General features: G+C 43.0%; 13 protein-coding genes. 4 read left to right on the top strand and 9 right to left on the bottom strand.

What is annotated here, in order from left to right; translation table 11 throughout:
• Nucleotides 1–12: 12 nt before the first annotated feature.
• Entirely contained in the window at nucleotides 13–378 is a 366-nt protein-coding gene (locus CDG79_RS17390) for a sulfite exporter TauE/SafE family protein (protein WP_094343244.1), read from the top strand.
• A gap of 11 nt (nucleotides 379–389) precedes the next feature.
• Here CDG79_RS17390 and CDG79_RS17385 read toward each other — a convergent pair whose 3' ends face one another.
• Both CDG79_RS17385 and CDG79_RS17380 read right to left on the bottom strand, forming a co-directional pair.
• Nucleotides 390–968 (bottom strand): NADPH-dependent FMN reductase, encoded by a 579-nt coding sequence (locus CDG79_RS17385; RefSeq protein WP_094343243.1) that lies wholly within the window; start codon nucleotides 966–968, stop codon nucleotides 390–392.
• 252 nt (nucleotides 969–1,220) lie between these two features.
• The gene (locus CDG79_RS17380) at nucleotides 1,221–1,757 is read right to left on the bottom strand and encodes an isochorismatase family cysteine hydrolase (protein WP_094343242.1); all 537 of its coding nucleotides are present in this window, start codon (nucleotides 1,755–1,757) and stop codon (nucleotides 1,221–1,223) included.
• A gap of 149 nt (nucleotides 1,758–1,906) precedes the next feature.
• On the opposite strand from CDG79_RS17380, the gene CDG79_RS17375 reads away from it, so the two are divergent.
• Nucleotides 1,907–2,395: an NUDIX hydrolase gene (locus CDG79_RS17375; RefSeq protein ID WP_094343241.1), complete on the top strand. Its 489-nt coding sequence runs from the start codon at nucleotides 1,907–1,909 to the stop codon at nucleotides 2,393–2,395.
• Here CDG79_RS17375 and CDG79_RS17370 read toward each other — a convergent pair.
• The 6 genes from CDG79_RS17370 to CDG79_RS17345 form a co-directional block, all read right to left on the bottom strand.
• The gene (locus tag CDG79_RS17370; protein WP_094343240.1) at nucleotides 2,392–3,126 is read right to left on the bottom strand and encodes an amino acid ABC transporter ATP-binding protein; all 735 of its coding nucleotides are present in this window, start codon (nucleotides 3,124–3,126) and stop codon (nucleotides 2,392–2,394) included. The genes CDG79_RS17375 and CDG79_RS17370 overlap by 4 nt on opposite strands.
• The gene (locus CDG79_RS17365) at nucleotides 3,119–4,606 is read right to left on the bottom strand and encodes an ABC transporter permease subunit (protein ID WP_094343239.1); all 1,488 of its coding nucleotides are present in this window, start codon (nucleotides 4,604–4,606) and stop codon (nucleotides 3,119–3,121) included. The genes CDG79_RS17370 and CDG79_RS17365 overlap by 8 nt, the downstream gene beginning before the upstream one ends.
• A 611-nt stretch (nucleotides 4,607–5,217) precedes the next feature.
• Nucleotides 5,218–6,198 carry a 2-dehydropantoate 2-reductase gene (locus CDG79_RS17360; RefSeq protein WP_094343238.1) on the bottom strand — a complete coding sequence of 327 codons (981 nt, stop codon included), beginning with the start codon at nucleotides 6,196–6,198 and terminating at the stop codon, nucleotides 5,218–5,220.
• A 50-nt stretch (nucleotides 6,199–6,248) separates the two neighbouring features.
• Complete coding sequence (locus CDG79_RS17355) at nucleotides 6,249–7,118, bottom strand: inositol monophosphatase family protein (RefSeq protein WP_094343237.1); 870 nt, start codon at nucleotides 7,116–7,118, stop codon at nucleotides 6,249–6,251.
• A gap of 133 nt (nucleotides 7,119–7,251) precedes the next feature.
• Nucleotides 7,252–8,214: a GGDEF domain-containing response regulator gene (locus tag CDG79_RS17350; protein ID WP_094343236.1), complete on the bottom strand. Its 963-nt coding sequence runs from the start codon at nucleotides 8,212–8,214 to the stop codon at nucleotides 7,252–7,254.
• Nucleotides 8,207–11,260, bottom strand: coding sequence for a response regulator (locus CDG79_RS17345; RefSeq protein WP_094343235.1), 3,054 nt, complete (start codon nucleotides 11,258–11,260; stop codon nucleotides 8,207–8,209). Before CDG79_RS17345 ends, CDG79_RS17350 begins: the two co-directional genes overlap by 8 nt.
• Nucleotides 11,261–11,551: 291 nt before the next feature.
• Here CDG79_RS17345 and bchH point away from each other — a divergent pair, with 291 nt between their 5' ends.
• Complete coding sequence (gene bchH / locus CDG79_RS17340; RefSeq protein WP_094343234.1) at nucleotides 11,552–15,286, top strand: magnesium chelatase subunit H; 3,735 nt, start codon at nucleotides 11,552–11,554, stop codon at nucleotides 15,284–15,286.
• Between the two features lie 239 nt (nucleotides 15,287–15,525).
• Nucleotides 15,526–17,160: an alpha-D-glucose phosphate-specific phosphoglucomutase gene (locus CDG79_RS17335; protein ID WP_094343233.1), complete on the top strand. Its 1,635-nt coding sequence runs from the start codon at nucleotides 15,526–15,528 to the stop codon at nucleotides 17,158–17,160.
• Nucleotides 17,161–17,374: 214 nt separating this feature from the next.
• On the opposite strand, the gene CDG79_RS17330 is transcribed toward CDG79_RS17335, so the two are convergent.
• A complete protein-coding gene (locus tag CDG79_RS17330; protein ID WP_094343232.1) occupies nucleotides 17,375–19,219 on the bottom strand; it encodes a tetratricopeptide repeat protein in 1,845 nt (614 codons plus the stop codon).
• Nucleotides 19,220–19,550: the final 331 nt, after the last annotated feature.

Genomic DNA, 19,550 nt, shown 5'->3' with positions numbered 1-19,550 from the left:
GCAACCATTTTTATGTCTAATATCTTGATCCAACTATTGTTAATCGGTTTAGTTTCTGGTATTGCTGGCGGGATGTTTGGTATCGGTGGCGGTGCAATTATGATTCCGGCAATGGTGTTAGTAATTGGTTTAGATCAGAAATTAGCTACAGGGACTTCTGTGGCTGCTCAAATTTTGCCAATTGGGATTTTAGCAGCCTTAGTTTACCATCGCAATGGTAATCTTAATATCAAGTATGCCCTGATTATTGCAGTTGGTTTAATCGTGGGTAACTTCTTCGGGGCATTGTTTGCAAATCAGCCGTTTATTAGCAGCGAGTTGATGAGAAAGTTGTATGGTATCTTTGTGTTAATGATAGGTATTCGTTATCTACTATAAAATTGAACAATTTAATTAAGCTTCAGCAATATTTTTGTTAAGCCATTACCCAACTGCTCAATAGATTCTTGCTGTTTCGGATCTTTTAAAGTGCCATCATGATTGAAGGCTTCGTAAGCTTTGGGTAATGCGATTTGATCGGGTAGTACCAAAACTTTGATGTTTCCCAAAATAGACCGCAGGTGAACCAACCCGCGCAAACCACCAAGAGCGCCTGGGGAAGCACTCATAATAGTAGCAACTTTACCTGCAAAAGCAGCCAATGGCGCTTCATTTGTGGCTGGACGGGATGCCCAGTCAATGGCGTTCTTCAAAACTGCTGTGAGTGAACTGTTATATTCCGGCGAAGCAATCAGCAATCCTTGATGAGAAATCAACAAATCCTTAAAAGTGCGGGCGTTGGCTGGTAGTCCTTCTTGAGCTTCCAAGTCTTCATCAAACAAAGGTAGGGGCAAATCACGGAGGTCTAGATAAGTCACTTCTGCGCCTGCTACCTGAGCGCCAGCCGCCGCGATTTTTACCAATTTTTTGTTGTAAGAATCAATCCGGGTGCTGCCAGCAAAGGCGAGGATTTTAGGTGTAGATGCCATAGTTCTATGTTGAATAGGAACGATTTGAGAGTTCAGCTGTATTATCCTGTTTTCAGGCGATCGCTATTTACTACCTTTAGATTTTCTTTATAAACAGCGTACCTACGGAATGTGGGTTATATAGGAATCCGGCTTAATTCCTGAAAATATAAGTAGGATGTGAGCGCGGAGAGTACGGCATCAAACCCGTGATAATAGTATTTGTAGGGTGCGTTACGCTACCTAATTTCGTTCAAAAATCAAATAGTAATCCTATACTAACTGTAAGTATTTATTTAGATTTTGCCTATCTAGAGGTTCAGTTAAAATATTATTTACCCCAATCATCTGACTTAATACTAAAAGACCGGCTTGGTGAATTTTATCCCCTCCTGTTGATGCTGAATAATATTCTAAAATATAAGGTTTGATATTGTTCTCAAAAAAATCAACGGCAGTTTTTAAAACACAAGAATCAGTATCTAATCCACAAATAAATACTTTTTGGATATCATTTTTATTTAGAAAATTAAGTGTCTCTTCGTTACAAGCAGTGTATATAGTTTTATCAAAAACTACTTGAGCGAATACTTCAAGCTGATCCACAATTTTTTGTTCGGCTGGTGACATTAAATCGTGCCAATTTAGATATTTGACATAAGGACTGTTAGGCGTATTTATAAATTTTGTGAAAATGACGTGTTCAAAGATATTTTGCTCTAATAAGGATTTAACCCTTTGTGGAACATGGCTTGTATTTTCAGTGATAAATCCATTTTGAATATCAATGATAAATAGGCAGAAGTTCATATAGTAACTACTATACTTGATTGGTTGGTACTGAAAATAGCGATCGCAAGCATTATCGACTATTTTTCTTATTATCCAGATGTACAAACACTGAAGTAAATTTAGATGCTATTTGCTACCTTTAGATTTCCTTTACAAATTTTCTAATTATGGCAAATTGGTCACACTCTTATCTGGGCAAGTTACGACAAGTTGTAGGCGATCGCTTACTTCTATTATTTGGCGCACGTGTGATTATTGAGGATAACTTGGGGCGCGTTTTGTTGCAAAAGCGAAGTGATTTCAAACTTTGGGGGCTACCTGGTGGCTGTCCAGAAGTCGGTGAATCTGCTGAAGAATGTTCAGCACGGGAGGTTTTTGAAGAAACTGGTTTAACGGTTAAGCGGTTTGCAGCCGTGGGATTTTCTTCCAACCCAGCCTTTGAAACTGTAACTTATCCTAATGGCGATCGCGTCCAAACCTTCATTTTAATTTTGCGAGCCATTGAATGGTCAGGCAGTCTGGCTTGCTTAGATGGAGAATCGCTGGCGCTGGAATTCTTTGATTTGGCAGACTTACCTACATTAATGCCAAACGATCGCCCCGTTTTGGAAAAGTTTCAAGAATACAAAAAAAGCGGCGAATTTCAATTGTTCTAAAGCATTTTTTCTAAGAACTGCTTGGCGCGATCGCACTTAGGATTTTGGAAAAACTCGCCAGGAGTAGCATCTTCTGCTAAACTCCCCTGGTCGAGGAACATAATCCGATTGGCAACTTCTTTTGCAAAGCCCATTTCATGGGTAACGATCGCCATTGTCATCCCAGATAGCGCTAAAGCTTTCATCACTTCCAGCACATCCTTAACCATTTCGGGATCTAGTGCAGAGGTAGGTTCATCAAATAAAATCATCTCAGGTTCCATTGCTAATGCCCGCGCGATCGCTACTCGCTGTTTCTGTCCCCCCGATAGTTTGGATGGGTATACATCTGCTTTTTCTTCTAAACCTACCGATTCAAGCAATTCTAAGCCATGTTGTTCTGCTTTTTGCTTGTTTATTCCTTTCACCTTTATGGGTGCGTAGGTGACATTTTGCAGCACATTCATGTGGGGAAACAAATTAAAATGTTGAAATACCATTACTAACTGCTGGCGCACCTTAGCAATGTTTACCTTGGGATTGGTAATTTCTTGCTCGTGAAAATAGATTTTTCCTTTGGTGGGTTGTTCTAGCAAATTTATGCATCGCAAAAAGGTAGACTTACCTGAACCAGAAGGGCCTAGTATAGCAACCACTTCCCCTTGATAAAACTCAGTAGAAATATCTTTGAGTACGTCGAGTTTTCCAAAGGATTTACATAAGAATTCTGTGCGAATTACTACATTATTCACTTTGCCGTAACCTCCTTTCTAAAGCCGATGCACTCAAAGTCATACCCATTACTAAAACATAGTAAATTAATCCTGCAAATAGCAGTGGTTCAAAATAAATATACTTATTTGCACCAACGATTTGAGCGCTGCGTAATATTTCCACCACCCCAATGGTTGATACTAGCGCGGAATCTTTAAGCAATCCGATAGTTTCATTTACCAATGCTGGCAGAATATTCTTCAATGCTTGGGGTAAAATCACATCCCACATCATCAACCAATAGGGAACACCCATAGACATCGCCGCTTCACTTTGCCCTTTATCCACCGCTTGAATCCCACCCCTGATGGTTTCCGACATATAAGCGCCAGAATTCAGGGTAAAAGTTAGTACCCCAGCCTGCAATGCGGAAATGTCATAGCCTGTAAGCTGGGGTGTTGCGTAGTAAACCAACGCCAACTGTAATAACAAAGGTGTACCTCGAAAAATAGAAGTGTAGGCGTTAGCAACCCAGGTAAGCGGCTTGATGCCGAGAATTTTTAATAGAGACAGGATTGTTCCCCAGATTAACCCTAAGGATACGGATAATAGGGTGAACAATAAAGTTAAAGGGATTCCGCGAAGAATAAAGGGAATGTCGGGAAGAATTCTGGTGAAATCGAGATTCAATCCGCCTTTGGCAGGAGTTGAGGATACAGGATTGGCGGTATTTTGTGAAAACCACTTGGCGACAAGTTTATTCAATGTACCATCGCCCTTGATTTGTTGAAGGACTTTGTTAAACGGTTCTACAAAAGAAGAACCTTTAGGAAAAGCGATCGCCGATCCACTTGCTTCTTCTGAGGGAATTGTATTAAATTCTAAATCTGGGTTAGCTTGGGCGAATCCCTTAGCAACAGTATCCTCAACAATTGCGGCATCAATTCGCCCAGATTTGATTTCTTGAACTACTTCCGGCACTTTATTGAGTTGCTTTAGCTGAATACCCGCAACTTTTTTAGCAATTTTCTGAGCATTTTGTTCCTGTATTGTTCCGAGTTGCACCCCAACCTTTTTGCCTGATAAGTCTTGGGGCTGTTTCAGGTTGCTACCTTTAGGAGCGACAATTGTATCTTTAGCTTCGTAATAAATAATTGAAAAATCAATATTTTTCTGACGTTCTGGAGTCGGAGTCATCCCAGCCATTACAAAGTCAGCGCGATTTGCTTGCAGTGCAGGAATTAATCCATTAAAATCGGATTCCATTATTTGAAGTTTAAACCCTAGTTTTTCAGCAAGGGTTTTGGCAATATCTATATCAAAGCCAACGATTTGGCGATCGCCTCCTTTCGTATCATAAAACTCATAAGGGGGATAATCTGGGGAAGTAATCATCGTCAGCGTGTCTTTACCTAAAGATGAGGCAGCTTTTAGAGAATTACTATGTCCTATGATGATGCTAATTCCTACTGCTGCTACAACCAGTATTGTTAATAGCCATACTTTCTTTTTCTTCATAAAATATTCTGCACCTTAAACTGTCACATCAATCGAGCAAATAATACCGTGTACACACAAGTCTTCTAAATATTTCCCCACATCTTGCCCTGCAATGCCATTGCATCGGCTTGTTATGCCATTGCATCGGCTTGTTATGCCATTGCATCGACTTGTTATGCCATTGCATCGATTTGTTATGCCATTGCATCGACTTGTTATGCCATTGCATCGACTTGTTATGCCATTGCATCGACTTGTTATGCCATTGCATCGACTTACAAGCCCTAATTAATGCATGGTAAAGTCTCTGCTTAAGAGGATGTTTTAAAAGTCCTCTTCTCGGTAACAAAACGTTTTAGATCCCCCTAAATCCCCCTTAAAAAGGGGGACTTTGATTCCGGTTCCCCCCTTTCTAAGGGGGGCTAGGGGGGATCAATAAGTGCCTAAAATCACAGCAAACTACTTTTAAAACATCCTCTAAAGAACTCCAATAAATAAATTATTCAATCTTGTGGGGCGGGCAACATGAGCGCCCAATTCACAGGACGGGCAAGATGCCCATCCCACAAGAAATATTGTGATATTTTATTACTTGGAAGTCCCTTAATCCCATAAAAACTTCGGGACTGTCAAATTCTGACTTTAGTCGCCTCTAGTAGCTTAACGCTGGCATAAATAGCATCAATATAAGGTGTAGGAATTTGAGTGAGTTTTCCCAATTCCGCCACCGCGCCAACGATCGCGTCTATCTCCGTAGCGCGTCCAGCTTCAATATCTTGTAGCATCGAGGTTTTATGGGCACCAACATTTTCTGCGCCATTAATTCGCTGTTCCAAAGTGATGCCAAACTTTATACCCAAATTTTCTGCGATCGCTTGAGTTTCAGTCATCATAAGCCTTGCTAGTTCACGGGTAAGGGGATAGCGGCAAATATCCTCTAAAGTCGCACCAGTTAAGGCACTGATGGGATTAAACGCCACATTTCCCCACAACTTAATCCAAATTTCCGTGCGAATTTGATTGCGAATTGGTGCTTTGAATCCTGCCTGTTTTAAAGTCTGTGCCAATAATTGGATGCGATCGCTTTTAGTGCCGTCGATTTCACCCAGAGTAAAGCGATCGCCTTCAATATGCTTAATTACACCTGGTTCAATTATCTCAGTTGCCGGGTAAACAACACAACCGATGGCGCGTTGGGCACCGATACTAGTTTCAATAATCCCATCTGGATCAACAGATTGAATCCGCGTACCTTCATACTCACCGCTATGCTTGCGAAAGTACCACCAAGGAACGCCATTTTGGGCTGTCACCACCATTGTGTCAGGATTGTAGAGTGCAGGAAGAGAAGGTGCGATCGCGGGTACACTGTGAGCCTTTACAGTTAAAATTACTACATCTTGTGTCCCTGCTTCCTGGATATCACTAGTTGCCAAAGTCGGAGTAGCAATTTGACTAGAACCGTCTGCCATGAGTAACTTCAGCCCATTTTTTTGAATCGCTTCCAAATGAGAACCACGCGCAATCAACGTCACTGCTTCACCTGCAAGTGCCAGTTTTGCCCCTAAATATCCGCCGATCGCACCCGCGCCAACAATACAGATTTTCATTTTGTCAAAAAAATATGAGTCGTGGAAAACGGTATCCAGTTGCTTTTACCTCAAACAGCTACACTTTGCATCGCTGATAATAAGTCTTGATGAACAGATTTTGAGGCAGCTACGATCAATCCAGGCAGGCTATAGTTTTTACAAGTATGCAGTGGCGGTAAAGTCGAACCATCCAGAGTAGTGACAATCCAGCCAGCCTCTTTTGCAATAAAAGCGAGTGCAGCACTATCAATAAACTTACCCGATTTGATGACTGCTCCACTCAAGTCACCACTGAGAATACCATTGAGATTGGGAATTTGAATATCACTAGAGTAATCAGTTGCTATATCGATTACTTTATATCGATCTTTTAGTAAATGTGCGATCGCATTCATCCCCCATCCCAACAAAATAGCAGGTTTGGCGGATGTAATATGTAATGGGGCACAGGCTTCTAAACTCATCTCCAGCGTCCCTTTAAAAGCACCTTCACCTCGAAGCGCGTAAAAATAAACATTTTGGGCAGGAGAAATGGCAATTACTGCTTCAAATTCATCATAATTTAGAATACTTAGAATAATTTGGTAATTAGAATGTCCATCCATGTAAAACTTCGTGCCATCAATTGGGTCGAGTGTGACTAAATAATCACCTTCTGAACCGAGTTCGGTAGCGCGAAAATACTTGGTGTTGTGAGAACTTTCATACTCTTCACCAAAAAAGCGAATCTCTGGGAAAGTGCCTAGTAATACTACTTCTACCAAATTTTGAATAGCCACATCCGCATCAGTAAGTGCAGCACTAAAAAAGTTGTTTGCTTGTTCTTTGGCGGGAAGTGCAGCAATTTTTGGTTGCAGAAAATTGGCATAAGCTGCTGCTACTTTGAGATGGGGGAGTAAAGTCTCTAAAATTAGTCGAGTGGTTGGTGTTGTGGACATTGCAGCAAACTCCTTTCAGAAATAATCTATCATTAGTAGGGCGATAGAATTCTATATCTAGACAAAATTACGGTATCATTTCGATGCAATGATACCACCGAATTGCTTCTCCTGCCTCCTGAATTCTTTCTTGTTAATGTTCTACGAGGCGTTTAGCGCGTTTATGTTCATACATGAGCTTGTCAGCCTCTTCTATCAATTGTTCTAGCGAAACGTTTTCATTCAAGGCACATTGTGTCACGCCAATACTTATAGATAGTTGATACAAATAGTTATGATCTTGATTATAGCGATCGATACTTGCTTGCAATCGAGGATAAAATTCATCTGTATTCCTAGAGCAGATAGGAACAAATATTACAAATTCATCTCCTCCTAGACGGGCAACAATATCAGAATCACGGAAAGTTTGCTTTAGTATTTGGGCTGTGTCAACGATCATTCTGTCTCCTATTTCATGCCCTAGAGAGTCATTAATCTGCTTTAAACCATCTAAATCAACAAACAAAAGACAGCACAACATTTGTGTACGCTGGGCAATTTTAAATTGCTGATTTGCCAGCCAAAAGAAACCACGTCGATTATATAATCCTGTCAAATCATCAGTGAGAGATAGCTGTCTTATGTCTGCTTCAGCCTTTAGACGTTCTTGAATTTCATGCTCTAGGCGTTGATTTTGTTCAAGAAGTTGTTGGTATTGCTGTTTGATGAGTAGCTGGTTTTTGACTCGCATTAGCACTTCAAGTTCTTGAAACGGCTTGGTAATATAGTCTTGTCCACCCAGTTCAAATGCCTGAACTTTATCATTGATTTGGTCAAGGGCACTAATAAAAATAATCGGAATTTGATCTGTTGTTTTTGATGCTTTCAACTGTTGACAAACTTCATAGCCGTTCATTTCGGGCATATTGATGTCAAGCAAAATCAAATCTGGCGGATATCGATAAGCAGCTTGTAATGCCATTCTCCCGTTGAGAGATTTACGGATAATATAGCCCTGCGACTCTAGTATTTTAGTTAACAATCGGAGATTATCGGGGGTATCGTCTACGATGAGGATGTTTGTTTCAGAAGCGGATTTAAGTAAATTAGCCACAGTCGTTTTCGTGAATTTGGGTTAGAGTTGCGATCGCTTCTAGCTGGAAGTTATCGACCAGATATTTCAGGGCATTGGCGAGAACTTGCTCCTGGTTGGGGATTTGAGCGATGAGATTGTAGAGTTCGACATCGTTGAGATCGAGAGCTGCTTGATGCACCTGAATAATCCACTCTGGCGGCATTACCTGAAAATCTTTGGCGCTTAGGGATTTCCGATCTAACCCCGATAAAGCTTCTTCGCGGTAGCGGTAACGGACTCCTAAGTAGTGTGCCATTTGATCAAATAGGACAGTTTCTAGAAATGGTTTGGTGATGTGGTCATTGCAGCCTGACTGAATGCTAGTGGTGTAATCTTCCTCAAAGGCATAGGCTGTCAGCGCAATAATCACCACGTCTTTACCCGCTTGTGTGTCTCGAATTTGCTGGGTAGTTTCATAGCCATCAATTCCCGGCATTTGAATGTCCATCAAAATCAGGTGCGGTTGCCATTCTGACCACAGAGCGATCGCTTCGCTGCCGTTTTTGGCTGCACATACCTCGAACCCAACTGATTCCAATAGCCTGACGAGTAACTGACGATTTTCTCTAAAGTCTTCCACTACCAGAATGCGATAATTTGGCTGTCCCGCTTCCAAACCGATAACAGCGCGAGGCGTTTGGGAGGCAATGATATCCACTGAGTTTACCAGACTCAGTAAAACCTCACAAATGAAGGTTGACTCTTGACTCAAGGTGCTTTGCACTGTAATATCACCACCCATTAAACGGGCAAATTGACGGCTAATCGATAAGCCTAAGCCTGTACCTTTAGCATGGCGACCTTCTTCTGTTTGCATGAAGGCTTCAAACACATTCTCTATATCAGACTGAGCGATGCCACATCCAGTATCTTCAACTTCCAAATGAAGGGTGATAATTGCTTTGGAATCAGAGGAACTGCGTTGTTTTGAATTAAGTGAATTGACGAAAGCTTGTAATCGCAGCGTGACACTACCTGTTGTCGTAAATTTGATCGCATTGGTTAATAGGTTGAGCAGAATTTGGCGTAGTTTTGATTCGTCACCATACACATAGCGAGGAACGCTGGGATGCTGCTCTGCAATCAGATCGATTCTTTTCTCTAAAGCTTTGAGGGCAACCATATCGATGATGGAGTGAATTAGCTGATGCAAATCAAAACAGTTTTCTGTTAGCTGTAACTGACCCGCTTCAATTTTAGACATTTCCAACACATCGTTGATCAGGGTTAGTAAGTGTTCTCCACTGCGGCTGATGATACCTAAATGTTCTTGAAATTCAGATGGAATTGCGTCGCTACGATTCATCAACTGAGTAAATCCCAAAATGGCATTCAGAGGAGTCCTGAGTTCGTGGCTCATTTTAGCGAGGAATTGACTTTTGGCGCGGTTAGCGATCGCAGCTTGTTCTGCGGCTTGTTCTAGAGCTGTCTGGGAAAACTCCAGTACTACCAACATCAGTGTATTTCGCATCTCACTGGCGGCTTCTAGTTCGGCAACTTCCCAAGGCAAGGAAGTTTCTCGCACGGTTTCTTTCCACACTTCAAAGGACTTCCGGGGACACAATTGCATCTCGCCAATTTCGTTGATGGTGACTGCATCCTGGGGGTTGCCCGCCCAATTCACCGTCTGGATTTGCTCCGATCGAAACCAGAGAATGTGGTAAGACTTTTGCTTGACATGATTGAATAAGATGGAAATTGCTAAGATGCCGCTAGCTCGATCTTTGAATGCTTTTGCTTGTGGATATAAACGTGAGAGGGAATCGGTAGCAAACACTCGTTCTTCGTTGTGTTGCACCAACCATGTTACAAGCTGCTGCACCTGGGTATCCGATGGCGTTTGACCAACTAATATCAGATGACCATCAAGCAAAATCGCGGCTCCTTGAGCATGAACCAGATCCAGTAATTGAGAAGAGTTTCGGCTAAAAACTTGCTCAAGCAAATTGGCATTCTGCAATAACTTCTGTTGCAGTTCATCCTGAATTGTTTTCACTTGTGTTCGGTAAATCTGCAATTCTCGTTCTTGCTGATGCACCAGTTCGATTGAGGCAAACTGTCCTAAAAACTCACAGGCTTTGCGAGTTTCATAATCCACTAGCTTCGGGCTGTAGTGGTGACAGGCAATTAATCCCCAGAGGTGTTTGTCGTCGAGCAACGAAATCGTCATCGACCCAGCAACCCCCATATTCTGTAAGTATTCAACGTGACAGGGAGACACTCCCCGTAACAGAGAATTACTTAGATCGAGGGGTGCATCTGTCAGAGGATGGTTGGTGGGAATCAGCGACACAGGGGTGTAATTGACATCGGGAATGAATCGCATTCGATTGCGGTAAAACAATTTGTGGGCTGGTGCAGAAACATCTATTGCCAAGTAGTGCAGTCCCAGATAGGTTTCTAGATGCGTCTGTTTCTCCTGGGCAATCACCACACCACTATCGTCTGCCTCAAAGCGGTAGATCATCACCCGATCGAACCCAGTCATCGCTTTCACCTCTTTGGCAAGGATTTGAGCCAGATTCGTCACGTTAGTAGCATTACGAAGATTAGCGATCGCAGCTTGCAGGCGGCGATAGAACTGGATTGAGTGGGTGCTTTTGATGGATCGCTGAGGTTCTAGTTCCAAAATCAACCCATCTCCCATCCGGTGCATTACACCTCTGAATGTCTGATTTTTTCGTTGCCAATCGGTCTGGGCAACCTTCCGCCGTGTTTTTAGCTTAAACGGATTGCCAAGTTCTAGGTTATCTTCAGTCAGGTAGCCAGCAAGTCGCTGCACTTGAGCGCGGGAAAACAACCGTCGTAAGGGTTTACCCAGTAATGCTTCTGCCGAAATCCCAAAAAACTGTTCCGCATTTTCACTAATCTGTAAAATTGTCAGCTGTGGCTCTTGCAGCATCACCAATATTCCATGCGGCTGAATATGACCGGGAGCATACACCGATTCATCACTGCACACTTCTAAAGCCGTTAGTCCCGAAGGGGTGAGTGAGGCTGTCATTTGTCCTTTGTCATTGGTCATTAGTAAGGGCTTTAAGCCTGTTTATGTTTCGTAATATACTTGGTTTTTTCTCGCGTCCACTTGCTTGTAGCAATAGATCCTCACCTGGATGAAACTATTATGGCGCTTCAAAAGAACTGGATCGCCCAGCTAAAAGATTGAACTCAGTAACTTGGTAACAAATTCCCGTAGTTCTTTTAGCTGAGGAAGCTTTTAAGAAATTATTGACCGAAATCTGTGGGTAGATATTTAACAATCAGCCTGAAAGCACGTTTAAGATTTAAGTAAAGAAATATTTCGTAGCTTACAGGCATGAAACGCATCGTCTTGGTTGCTGGGTTTGAATCATTCAACGCTGACTTGTACAGGAAAGCCGCTTTTTTGGCTAACTCTCGCTGTCCTGAGTTGGATATTCGGGTATTTAGCGATCGCAATATTACCAGCCAACGGGCCGAGGTAGAAGCAGCACTTGATGGCGCTGATGTATTTTTCGGTAGCCTGCTATTTGATTACGATCAGGTTGTGTGGCTGCGCGATCGCATTTCCCAAATTCCCATCCGTCTAGTCTTTGAGTCAGCCTTAGAATTGATGAGTTTAACCAAATTGGGTGACTTTGCCATTGGCGACAAACCGAAAGGAATGCCCAAACCAGTTAAATTTATCCTCGACAAATTCAGCAACGGACGAGAAGAAGACAAACTCGCTGGTTATATCAGCTTCTTAAAAATTGGCCCCAAACTACTGAAATATGTCCCAGTGCAAAAAGTCCAAGACTTGCGTAACTGGTTAATCATCTATGGTTACTGGAATGCTGGCGGTACAGAAAACGTCGCTTCATTATTCTGGACACTAGCAGAAAAATATTTAACTTTAAAAGTCGGCGACATTCCCCCGCTAATCGAAACCCCCAACATCGGATTACTTCACCCCGATTATCAAGGATTTTTTGAATCGCCCCGCGAGTATTTAGAATGGCATAAAACCCATTGTAGAGACGCGATTCATCGCGTCTTCCCAATAGACGCGATGAATCGCGTCTCTACAAAACCGATTATCGGAATTCTCCTCTACCGAAAACACGTCATCACCAAACAACCCTACATTCCCCAACTGATTCGCAGTTTTGAAAAAGCTGGGTTAACTCCTTTACCCATCTTCATCAACGGCGTAGAAGGACACGTCGCGGTACGAGATTTGATGACAACCGACTATGAAATTCAGCAACGACAACTCGATAATATAGAGACTCCCTCACTTTCTAGTGAAGCAGTAAAAGTAGATGCGATCGTTTCCACAATTGGCTTTCCTTTAGTGGGTGGCCCGGCTGGTTCAATGGAAGCTGGCCGTCAGGTGGAAGTAGCAAAGCGCATTCTCACTGCCAAGAATGTACCTTATATTGTTGCTGCACCATTATTAATTCAAGATATTCACTCGTGGACGCGCCAAGGTATTGGTGGATTGCAAAGTGTGGTGTTATACGCCTTACCAGAATTGGATGGGGCTATTGATACCGTTCCTCTCGGTGGTTTGGTGGGCGAAAATATTTATCTGGTTCCCGAACGAGTGCAGCGATTAATTGATAGGCTGAAAAGTTGGGTGGCTTTGCGGCAAAAACCTGCATCGGAACGTAAAATTGCCATTATTTTATATGGGTTTCCTCCAGGTTATGGTGCTGTGGGGACAGCTGCATTATTAAATGTGCCGCGTAGTTTGCTGAAGTTTCTCCACGCACTTAAAGAACAAGGTTATACCGTGGGAAATTTACCTGATGATGGAGAAGAATTGATTCGCTGGGTGAAAAAAGCAGATGAAGCTAATCCTCTTGTGGGGTGGGCATCTTGCCCGCCATTATCTAGGGGCGGGCAAGATGCCCACCCTACAAGTAGTGTCAATGTTCGCACTCTAGAAAAATGGTTGGGATATCTGCAAACCTCCCGCATCGAAAAACAATGGAAATCTCTCACGGGAACCGGTATTAAAACTTATGGCGATGAATTTCAGATTGGTGGCGTGCAATTAGGAAATATCTGGATAGGTGTACAACCACCTTTGGGGATACAAGGCGACCCAATGCGCTTAATGTTTGAACGAGATTTAACGCCACATCCGCAATATGTTGCTTATTATAAATGGCTGCAAAATGAGTTTCAAGCTGATGCTTTAGTCCATTTTGGAATGCATGGGACGGTGGAATGGTTGCCTGGTTCTCCGTTGGGGAATACGGGTTATTCTTGGTCGGATATTCTGTTAGGAAATTTGCCGAATCTATATATATATGCGGCGAATAATCCTTCTGAATCTATGTTGGCAAAACGTCGCGGTTATGGTGTGTTGATTTCTCATAATGTACCGCCTTATGGGCGGGCAGGTTTGTATAAGGAATTGGTGGCGTTGCGTGATTTGATTGCGGAGTATCGGGAAGATCCGCAAAATAATTATGTTTTGAAGGAAGGGATTTGTAAAAAAATTGTGGACTCTGGGTTGGATGCTGATTGTCCGTTTGCGGATGCTAAACGGTTGGGGATTGCGTTTACTCCTGAGAATGTGCGGATGTTTAGCAGTCATGCTTTTGATGATTATTTGGTGGAGTTGTATGAATATTTGCAGGTTTTAGAAAATCGGTTGTTTTCTTCGGGGTTGCATACTTTGGGGGAAGCACCGAATGAAGAGGAGTTGGCTTCTTATTTGGAGGCTTATTTTGGAGACGAACCGCAGAGGCGCGGAGAACGCAGAGAGGAGGAGAAGGAAATAAGGGATTTGTTGATGCAATCTACGGATGAGTTAACGAATTTGTTAAGGGGATTGAATGGGGAATATATTCCGCCTGCGCCTGGTGGGGATTTGTTACGGGATGGGGCTGGTGTTTTACCTACGGGGAGAAATATTCATGCTTTAGATCCTTATCGGATGCCTTCACCTGCTGCATACCAACGGGGACGGGAAATTGGTCAAAAAATTATCGCCCAGCATTTGGATGAGTATGGAAAATATCCAGAAACGGTGGCGGTGATGCTTTGGGGATTGGATGCGATTAAAACTAAGGGTGAATCTTTGGGAATTCTTTTGGAGTTGGTGGGGGCTGAACCTGTTAAGGAAGGAACTGGTAGAGTTGTTCGTTATGAGTTGAAACCGTTGGCGGAGGTTGGACATCCCCGCGTTGATGTGTTGGGTAATTTATCTGGGATTTTCCGGGATAGTTTTGTCAATATTATCGAATTGTTGGATGATTTATTTCAACGGGCGGCTGATGCTGATGAACCGGAAGATCGGAATTTTATTAGGAAACATGCTTTGGCTTTAAAAGCCCAAGGTGTAGAAAATCCATCGGCGAGATTGTTTTCTAATCCGGCGGGTGATTTTGGTTCTTTGGTGAATGATAGAGTTGTCGATGGAAACTGGGAATCTGGTGAGGAGTTGGGGAATACTTGGCAAAGTCGCAATGTATTCAGCTATGGGAGAGAAGATAAGGGGCAAGCTAGACCGGAAATTTTGAATACGTTGTTAAAAACTAGCGATCGCATTGTCCAAGAAATCGATTCGGTAGAATATGGTTTAACTGATATTCAAGAATATTACGCTAATACGGGCGGGTTGAAAAGGGCAGCAGAAAAACAAGGCGGTAAGAAGGTGACAACTAGCTTTGTGGAAAGTTTCTCGAAGGATACTACACCCCGCAATTTAGATGATTTGCTTAGAATGGAGTACCGCACTAAGTTGGTAAATCCCAAATGGGCGCAAGCGATGGCGAATCAAGGTTCTGGTGGTGCTTTTGAAATTTCTCAACGGATGACGGCGTTGATTGGTTGGGGTGGTACTGCCGATTTTACCGATGATTGGGTTTACGATCAAGCGGCTGATACTTATGCGTTAGATGCAGAGATGGCGGATAAATTACGTAAGGCAAATCCTGAAGCTTTTCGCAATATTTTAGGGAGAATGTTGGAAGCGCATGGGCGGGGTTTCTGGGAAGCTGATAGTGATAAGTTAGATAAATTACGCCAATTGTATGAGTTGACAGATGAGGAGTTGGAGGGCATTACAGTTTAGAAAGTAGATGCGTTAAAACTTAAAATCAAGACACTACTCAGTTCCAAGGTTGCCAATATGTTGTTTCGGGAGTTGTCGAGAGCGATGGCTGCGCCAACGCCAAGGGCGATCGCCAATACCACTAACTAATTAAAATATCCCCCTCAAGTTCTAAAGTATTGAGGGGTTTAAAATCCCTCAATACTTTAGAGTGAACTTATGCAAAGCTGTAAGAGAAAATGCCTTGTTAAATACGATCTATGAACATCCGTAAAATCTCTACTACTCCTTTTACCGACCAAAAGCCCGGTACTTCTGGGCTGCGGAAAGCAGTTAAGCCTTTTCAGCAGCCCCACTACCTGGAAAATTTTATCCAATCTATCTTTGATTCTGTGGGGGAATTGCAGGGGCAAACCCTAGTTCTGGGTGGTGATGGTCGTTACTATAATCGCCAAGCCATTCAAATCATTTTGAAAATGGCTGCTGCTAATGGCATTGGGCGGATTAAAGTTGGCCAGGGGGGGATTTTATCTACTCCTGCAACTTCCGCTATTATTCGCAAATACCAGGCTATTGGCGGCATCATCTTGTCTGCTAGTCATAATCCGGGCGGGCCAAATGGTGACTTTGGTGTGAAATATAACATTAGTAATGGTGGCCCAGCGCCAGAAAAGGTGACAGAGGCTATCTACGATCGCAGTAAAGTGATTGATAGCTACCAAATTCTGGAAGCACCAGATGTAGATTTAGAAACCTTGGGTGAATCACATTTGGGAGAGACGGTAGTTGAGGTGATTGACTCGGTGCAAGATTATCAAGAGTTAATGGAGTCCCTGTTTGATTTCGATCGCATTCAGCAACTGTTGACTTCTGGAAATTTTCAAATCAGCATCGATGCCTTACATGCGGTAGCTGGCCCTTATGCTCATGCCATTTTTGAGAAACGCTTGGGCGCACCAGTGGGAACTGTGCGTAATGGTACACCCCTAGAAGACTTTGGAGGCGGACACCCCGATCCAAATTTGGTTTATGCTCATGAGTTGGTGGATATTTTGTACGGAGACAATGCACCAGACTTTGGGGCAGCTTTTGATGGAGATGGCGATCGCAATATGATCTTAGGGCGGAAGTTTTTTGTCACTCCTAGCGATAGCCTCGCAATCTTAGCCGCAAATGCCAAGCTAGTCCCTGGTTATAGTTCCGGTTTAGCAGGAGTAGCGCGATCGATGCCTACTAGTCAAGCTGTGGATCGAGTTGCCGCTCACATTGGAATTGAATCTTATGAAACACCAACTGGTTGGAAGTTTTTCGGCAACCTTTTAGACGCGGGTAAAGCTACTCTCTGCGGTGAAGAAAGCTTTGGTACTAGCTCTAACCATATCCGCGAAAAAGATGGGGTATGGGCGGTTCTGTTCTGGTTGAATATTCTGGCAGAGCGGCAACAATCTGTTGAGCAAATTGTCCGGGAACACTGGCAGACTTATGGACGCAATTATTACTCCCGCCATGACTATGAAGGGATAGAGATCGAGCCAGCAAACACCTTAATCGCAAGACTGCATTCCTTATTGCCAACTCTCAAAGGCAAGCAATTCGGTAACTATCAAGTTGAATACAGTGATGACTTTAGTTATACCGATCCTGTTGATGGCAGCGTTAGCGAAAAACAGGGTATTCGCATTGGCTTTACCGATGGCTCCCGCATTGTGGTGCGACTTTCTGGTACGGGGACTCAAGGTGCAACCCTAAGAGTTTATATAGAAAGCTACGAGGCAGATCCTGCTAAACATAACCTCGATCCACAAGAAGCACTTGCTTCTTTAATCGCTCTTGTTGAGGAGATAGCCCAGATCCGGGAACTGACAGGGCGGGAACAACCAACTGTGATTACTTAGTAATAGGTTAGGAGTTAGGAGTTATTATTTTCTTCTTCAATTTCTATCTTCTGTCTCCTATCTCTCAATACTGTTCGGTTAAGGCAAGAGACGCGATGAATCGCCGTCTCTACAAGAATCATTTTGTCTTGAGGGCGATTTATCGCGTCTTTACGATCTAGAATTTCCATCAAAAAACCTTAAACCGAACTGTATTATCTTGCCTCCTGCCTCCTTACATATCTTGTTTGTATATTTCTAATAATTTGGGAATGTGATCGTACCCATCTACACCGATAACTGCAATGATTTTAGGGCGATGTTGCTGTAAGAAATTTTGGAATGCTTCTACACCTATTTGTCCTTGCAAAATTGTTAGTAAACCTGCCGCTTGTCGCCACTCATTAGAAGCAATTTGCTCTAAAAGATACATTCCTAAGCAACCTGTGTAAACGGTTTTTTCAGCATTTTGGAGATGGTAATAAGCTTCTGCTAAATAAGCTAAGTTCCGCCCTTGGAGATACAAATCACCGGAAACTTGCGCTGTTTTAAAGCCATCTTCAAGATATTTAATTGCTGTTTGGTGTTCTCCAATTACTAGATAAGCGATTCCTAAGCTGCTGACACATAAGGCTTTACTTTGAATATCGCCTAATTTTTCTGATAATTTTAAACCTTGTTCCAAATAGTTAATTGCAGATTCATAAGTTTCGGGTTCTAGATTTTCTAGTTCTTGAGCTTGCATGACTTCGCTGTAACCTAAGTTTACTAGCGCGTTTGCTTCGCCTGTTCTATCGCCTGCTTGCCGACTCAATATTAATGCTCGTTGGCTGTAGTTAATTGCTTCAGCATAATTTTGCAGTTGCACGTAGGTACGGCTGAGGTGGTTGAGATTGGCAATTTCACAGGCGCGATCGCCTGCATTCCTGGCTATCTCTAATGCCTGCTGATGAAAATCAATTGAGCGCTGGTATTGTCCCATAGCACGCTGAGAATAACCTAAAAGGGTCAAAATCCGCGCCTTTTCTTGGGTTCCTTCGCCTCTTCGCAATGGTTCATCCAAATAATCTAGGGCATCTCGCAAATAAGTGCCAGTAAAAGAGGCAAAAATCCCGCCGTAAAAGGGAAAATATGGACGCTGGGCGAAGGTTCGCAAAATCTGGAGCATAATTTGAGAACAGGCATCGCCGTACACTGTCGTAATGCTGGCAAAACCACTGGCTAATTGACTCCAAATCACTGCAAAGGTCAAGAATGTGGAAATGGACAACTTTGGCCCCGCCTTAACATCGTAAGCTTGTTGGTCAAACCAGTTAATTAGTCCCCGTTGCAAGAACTGTAAAATCAATGCCATTTCCACCCAATCTCTGAGGGTGATTCCCCGTTGTCGTTGGGCAAACTCAATTGCCGATCCTTCCATCGCTAAGGTGCGAAGCAGTGCTTTGGGTAATTCACTATTTAATTGTTTAGCCCAACTTGCCCAAGGGCCGCGTTCCCCGGGTACGCCGCCAAATCCTAAAGCTTCTTTTTGCTCGTACATCCAACTGAGCAAGTTGTCTTGCAATCGCTGCCAAGAAGCTAAACCACGGGTAATACCTTCGGAAAATTGTTCTAAATCAGCATCCGCCTGGGCAAATTGCTGTAATGCTTTTGATAATTGCTGTAGCTGCTGCAAATTTAGCGGATACTTCTGATTGGGGTCAGTAATCCGTAAAAATGTCGCTAGACGCTCGTCAGCCGGGGCTGTGGTAATTTCTGTAACCCCAGAAGCGATCGCTTCTGTGGCTTTGTTTTGCTCTTGCCAGCGTTGCCATTGACTTTGAATGGTCTTAATGGCTCTCAAACTGCGAGTAGCCTTGGCTTTCTTGAGTTCGTCGTTTTCACTATCTACTTGGCTTTGGAGGGCATTCAGGCGATCGCTCAAAACTAACTCAAAGACTTCCCCTGTACCGGAAGTAATTCCTTTAAGGAGCATTTGATACACCATCTCAACAGAGCTAATTTTGCCCTTGAGGGTGGCTTCAACAATTTCATCGATTAAGGCAAGATAGCGATCGCGCAATGGCAGAGAATCTGACACTTTAGCTATTAAGAAACGTCACGTCAATTCTAATTCTAGTCCCCGTCAACGAGTATTTGAACCGGATGAATCCACCTCTGAACTCCGTTAACGAGTATTTGAACTGGATGAATCCACCTTTGAACTCCGTTAACGAGTATTTGAACTGGATGAATCCACCTCTGAACTCCGTCAACGAGTATTTGAACTGGATGAATCCACCTCTGAACTCCGTTAACGAGTATTAAAGGCCCATTAATGAACCTTTAATACTCGTGAACTATCATAAGAAGATATCTGAAAAGTATCAAATATTTGTTGATCCCCTTTAACCCGGATTTCTCACCGATGC

It is taken from the genome of Nostoc sp. 'Peltigera membranacea cyanobiont' 232 (assembly GCF_002245985.1).
Taxonomy (GTDB): Bacteria; Cyanobacteriota; Cyanobacteriia; order Cyanobacteriales; family Nostocaceae; genus Nostoc.
The sequence above is the reverse complement of the archived record's forward strand: the minus strand, read 5'-3'. Positions and strand labels throughout refer to the sequence as shown.